This is a genomic window from Bacillota bacterium (assembly GCA_036504675.1).
In the GTDB taxonomy this organism is placed as follows: domain Bacteria; phylum Bacillota; class Sulfobacillia; order JAJYWN01; family JAJZPE01; genus DASXUT01.
In genome coordinates this window covers 1-5,142 of the sequence record DASXUT010000175.1, presented here as the reverse complement: position 1 = coordinate 5,142, position 5,142 = coordinate 1, and the positions used below count along the sequence as shown (strand labels likewise).

The following is a 5,142-nucleotide window of genomic DNA, read 5'->3' as shown; positions in this document are numbered from 1 at the left end:
CTCATGACGGTGGGGCGCTCTGGAGGAACCGCGGTTGGACCGCCGGGACATAGGCTTGGAAGGGCTGGCCGTAGTCGTCGGTCCCGCTGAAGACGTAGGTCGGCTGCATCCGGGTGTCCACGGTCGGCAGGTCCATCCGCGGGTAGTTGAAGTAGGCCAGTTCGACCGAGGTCAGGCGCCTGATCGGGGGTCAGGGCAGCCCCTCCGGGCTCGGCGCGGTAGTCGTTGTAGATCACCCGGGCCTCGTCATTGCTGATGTCCAGCAGGCGGCCCAATTCCGGGGCGCCGGGCACTTCCTCGAAGCGGTACTGGATACCCATATTGATGAGCGGGCCGGTGAAGCCCATGGTCTTGGCCAGGGCGCGGGCCTCGTCGGCCGTGAATAGCTGAAGCTTCGGAGCGAAGCCCCGGGCCTCCTTGGGCGACGCCGGCAGGGTAGCCGCCAACTCGTAGCGGGCCTCTCTGACCGGGGGCCAACGGCCGCCGACTCCGGTCAGGATCTGGACCGGGGCGGGGAGCTTGGGGAGGGCCGCCAGACGGCGCTGCTCCTGCAGCCGGAGCCCCCCGTAGAGCCCGCCGATGAGGACGGCGACGGCGGCCGCGGCGGCCAGGACCGGCCGCCAGGACCGTCCGGCGGCGGCGGAGGGCCGAACGCCGCTTGTTCCCGATTCGAGGACGGCGCGGTCGAAGAGCGCCCGGCGCAACTCGTCCCGAAATCCTGTCCGTGGCTCGACCTTCGGTAGACGGGCCAACCGTTCTTCCACCTCTCTCACAGCGCCTGAGTCCTCGTGGCCGTCAGCCATGTCTCTCGCCTCCCCCCGCGATGCCGCCGTCCCGGCGCTCGCCGCCCGGGCCGGGGCCGATGATCCTTGGGCCCGCTGCCCCCGGACCCGGACCCGCCCTGGCCAATCTCTCCCTGGTGGTCTGGAGGCCGCGTGAGAGCAGCGCCCGCACGGCTCCCTCGCTGCGGCCCAGGATGACGGCGATCTCCTTGACGTCGAGGTCCTGAACGTAGCGGAGGACGAGGGCGTCCTGCTGGTCGTCGGGCAGGCTGCCGATGGCCGTCAGGGCCTCGTCGTACTCCAGCCGCCTCGCGGCCACCTCGGCCGGGCCAGGACCTTCATCCTTGACTTCGGCGGAAGGCTCGGCCGGCTCGGGTGTCCGCCGCGCCCGGCGGTAGTGGTCGGCGACGGCGTTGGCGGCGATGCGGTAGAGCCAAGCCCCGATGGCCTTGAAGAAGACTTCCGAGACGACATCCTCGGCCTCCTGGTGACGGCGAAGCCGGTAAAAGACGTAGTTGTAGAGCCGCTGAAAATAGCGGTTGTAGAGTTCGACGAAGCCCTCGGGGCCGGACTTGGCTCGCTTGACCAAGGCCGCCTCGGCGACGATCTCCTTGTCTGACCTGACCGGCGTGAGCACGCGCGCATCGACTCCTTGGGTTCGGTCATCATCCGCGTTCGGCCACGATTGGCCCGGTTACCGTCCAGTCTATTCTCCCCGACGCGGCGCCGACGGATGGTGGAGGGCGGCTCTCCGCGGGGCAAACTTGGATCATGGCGACCATCTTTCAAATCCGAGGTCTGCTCCTCGAAGAGGCCATCGCCGCCGCCCTCAGGCAGGGCGGGCTGATCCCGGTCGGGGCCGGCCCGGCCAGCCTCCCCGGGCGCGGCGGGCGCCACCAGGTCGGGGTGCTGACCGACTTCGCCGTGGGCACGCCCTTCCTCGCCCCGGCCAGACTGGTGATCGAGGCGAAATGCTTCACCCCCGGCGTCCGGGTCGGCCTGTCGGTGGTCCGCGAGGCCGCCGAGACCCTGCGCGACCTCCAGGCCCACCTGGCCTGGCCGGTCGAAGGGGTCCCCCCGGTGGCCGGCCACCGTTATGGTTACGCCGTCTTCTCGGTCACCCCCTTCACCGCCGAGGCCGAGCGTTACGCCTTCGCGCAGGACGTATCGGTTCTGTCCTGCGGCCGTTCGGCCTTCTTCACCCCGGTCGTCTCGGCCATCCAGGCCCTGGACCACCGGGACTTCGAGGCCGGGACCAACGAGACGGTGAAGGCCGACCTCCGCCTGCTGCGGGCGATGGTCCGCCGGGCCATGGCCGGCGAGGGTGACGGCTTCAAGGCCTACCCGACAAGGGCCCGCGGCAGGTTGAAGGCGGTCGTCTCGGCCGCCGCCGGCACCGGCCCAAGCACCATCGCGTTAGCCTCGGGGTCCCTGCCGATCTTTCTCACCGCCGCGCCGTCGGCCCCCGGGCAATGGGCGGATGTTCCCGAGCGTCTTCGGGTGACTGTGGTCCCCAATGGGACCGGGGGGTGGCTAATGGCCGACGCGTCCGGCGGAGAACCGCTGTTCTCCTTCGACCTGGCCGAGGACTACGCGTCGTTCTTCTTCCGGGCCGGACTGGTCGGCGGGGAACCATGGCGCGCCATCCTGGCCGCGGGTGGACGGGGGGAGGCCGTTCCCGGCGGCTTCCGGCGGGTCAGCTTCGATCTTGAGGCGGGGTGGGTGGCGTCCCTCGGACTATGACGAGCTAGGTGTGGGTCTAAACATGACGGGCAAGTGAAACTTTTCCCAACTTGGAAGGAGTCCCCGCGCCACCGTCGAAGACGAATGACCAAAAGGGAGCCATTGGCCGCACCCCTCAAGTGCGGCTTTGCCCCTTAAGAGGAGGTGCCCGAAGAGTGCGGGAGATTGAAGCCAGACAGGTAGCAGAGGCCGTCGCCAGGCTTTGCATGGAAGCCAATTACGACCTCGGCGAGGACGTCCTGAAGGCCTTCAGGGATTCCCTCAAAGTCGAGGAGTCCCCGGCCGGCCGGGACATCCTCAGGCAACTCCTGGACAACGCGAAGATCGCCGCCGACGAACGGGTCCCCATGTGCCAGGATACGGGCGTCGCCGTCTTCTTCGTGGAGCTGGGCCAGGACCTTCACGTCGTCGGCGGAGGCCTGATTGACGCGATCAACCAGGGCGTCAAGAAGGGTTACGGGGAAGGGTACCTCCGCAAGTCGATGGTCGGACACCCGTTGGAACGCAAGAATACGGGCGACAACACGCCGGCCGTCGTCCACGTCGACGTCGTCCCCGGTGACAAGCTGAAGATCACCATCGCCCCGAAGGGCGCCGGCAGCGAGAACATGAGCGCCGTCAAGATGCTCACCCCCGCCGCCGGAGTCGAAGGGGTCAAGAAGTTCGTCATTGACCGGGTCAGGGAGGCCGGGTCCAATCCGTGCCCGCCCATCGTCGTCGGAGTCGGCGTCGGTGGCACCATGGAGCAGGCCGCCCTGATCGCCAAGAAGGCCCTCCTGCGGCCCATCGGCCAGCCCTCCAAGCTGCCCGACATCGCCGCTTTGGAAAAGGAACTCCTGGAAAGCATCAATAAGCTGGGGATCGGGCCGCAGGGGCTCGGCGGTCGGACCACCGCTCTGTGGGTGAACGTCGAGATCTATCCCTGCCACATCGCCTCGTTGCCGGTGGCCATCAACATCAACTGCCACGCCAGCCGCCACAAGGAAGCCGTCCTTTAGGAGGGGGTAGCCAAATGGCTGAGAAGCGCATCACGACCCCGCTGACCGACGAAACCGTGCGGTCGCTGAAGGCCGGCGATCGGGTCCTGATCACGGGGGTCATCTACACCGGCCGCGACGCCGCTCACAAGCGTCTGGTCGAGCTGCTGAAGGCCGGCAAGCCGCTCCCGGTCGACCTTCGTGGCCAGTTCATCTACTACGTGGGGCCCGCCCCGGCCAAGCCCGGCCAGGCCATCGGATCGGCCGGCCCGACCACCTCTTACCGCATGGACAGTTACACCCCGGCCCTTTTGGAGTATGGGTTGAAAGGGATGATCGGCAAGGGCATGCGGGCCAAGGAGGTCCGCGACGCCATCATCAAGCAGGGAGCGATTTACCTGGCCGCCGTAGGGGGAGCCGGAGCCCTCATCGCCAAGTCGATCAAGAAGGCTCGGATCGTCGCCTACGAGGACCTCGGGGCCGAGGCCATCTATGAGTTCACCGTGGAGGACTTCCCGGCCATCGTCGTCGACGACGTCTATGGGAACGACCTCTACGAGGAAGGCTTGAAGCAGTACCAGCGGGCATAGGCCGGCCGGTCGGCAGGCTGCCCCGGCGCGCCTCTGCGCCCCAAGGCACGAATCCTGCAATACTACGTGGCCCCGGGTGGAAACTCTTTTGGGAGGCGGGACAATGGCACTGCGGGATGAGGCCCTGAAGCTACACAAGGACAACCAGGGCAAGATCGAAATCATAAGCAAGGTGCCCCTTCGCGGCAAGGACGACCTCAGTCTGGCCTACACGCCCGGCGTGGCCGAGCCCTGCAAGGACATCAACAAGAACAAAGACCTTGTCTACGACTACACGGCCAAGGGGAACCTGGTGGCGGTGGTTTCAGACGGCACGGCCGTGCTGGGCCTCGGCGACATCGGGCCGGAGGCCGGGCTGCCGGTCATGGAAGGCAAGTCCATCCTCTTCAAGTACTTCGCCGGGGTCGACGCCTTTCCGCTGATGGTCGCCACCAAGAAGGTCGAGGACATCGTCCAGCTGGTCAAGTGGATCGAGCCGACGATCGGCGGGGTCAACCTCGAGGACATCTCGGCCCCCCGGTGCTTCGAGATCGAGCAGAGGCTGAAGAAGGAGACCAGCATCCCCATCTTCCATGACGACCAGCACGGTACGGCCGTCATCGTCACCGCCGCCCTGCTGAACTCCCTCAAGCTGACCGGGCGGAAGATCGACCAGGTGAAGGTGGTCATGAACGGGGCCGGCGCGGCCGGCATGTCCTGCACCAACCTCCTCCTCGACCTGGGGGTCAAGCATCACATCCTGTGCGACACCAAGGGGCCCATCTGGGAAGGCCGGACTGAGGGGATGAACCCCTTCAAGGAGGCCGTCGCCAAGCGGACCAATCGGGAAAAGATCAAGGGGACCCTGGCCGACGCGATGAAGGGCGCCGACGTCTTCATTGGGGTCTCCGCCGCTGGCGCGGTGACCAAGGAAATGGTCGCCTCGATGAACAAGAACCCGATCATCTTCGCCATGGCCAACCCGACCCCGGAGATCTTCCCGGACGAGGCCAAGGCCGCCGGGGCGGCCGTGGTCGGCACGGGCCGGTCGGACTTCCCGAACCAGATCAA

Annotated in this window: 6 protein-coding genes; 4 read left to right on the top strand and 2 right to left on the bottom strand. The window is 67.1% G+C overall.

All coding sequences use genetic code 11. The features are described from left to right. Both VGL40_14095 and VGL40_14090 read right to left on the bottom strand, forming a co-directional pair. On the bottom strand, positions 1-803 hold an 803-nt coding region (locus tag VGL40_14095), incomplete at its 3' end, for a hypothetical protein (GenBank protein ID HEY3316395.1). Beyond that, positions 796-1,419, bottom strand: a complete 624-nt coding sequence (locus VGL40_14090; protein ID HEY3316394.1) for a sigma-70 family RNA polymerase sigma factor — start codon at positions 1,417-1,419, stop codon at positions 796-798. The genes VGL40_14095 and VGL40_14090, both read right to left, overlap by 8 nt. A 134-nt stretch (positions 1,420-1,553) precedes the next feature. Here VGL40_14090 and VGL40_14085 point away from each other — a divergent pair, with 134 nt between their 5' ends. From VGL40_14085 to VGL40_14070, 4 genes are all read left to right on the top strand, one after another. Beyond that, positions 1,554-2,525 (top strand): hypothetical protein, encoded by a 972-nt coding sequence (locus VGL40_14085; protein HEY3316393.1) that lies wholly within the window; start codon positions 1,554-1,556, stop codon positions 2,523-2,525. 155 nt (positions 2,526-2,680) lie between these two features. After that, positions 2,681-3,523, top strand: a complete 843-nt coding sequence (locus VGL40_14080; GenBank protein HEY3316392.1) for a fumarate hydratase — start codon at positions 2,681-2,683, stop codon at positions 3,521-3,523. 14 nt (positions 3,524-3,537) lie between these two features. After that, positions 3,538-4,092 (top strand): Fe-S-containing hydro-lyase, encoded by a 555-nt coding sequence (locus VGL40_14075; protein ID HEY3316391.1) that lies wholly within the window; start codon positions 3,538-3,540, stop codon positions 4,090-4,092. 103 nt (positions 4,093-4,195) lie between these two features. Next, positions 4,196-5,142, top strand: a 947-nt coding sequence (locus VGL40_14070; GenBank protein ID HEY3316390.1) for a malic enzyme-like NAD(P)-binding protein, incomplete at its 3' end; no start/stop codon positions are given.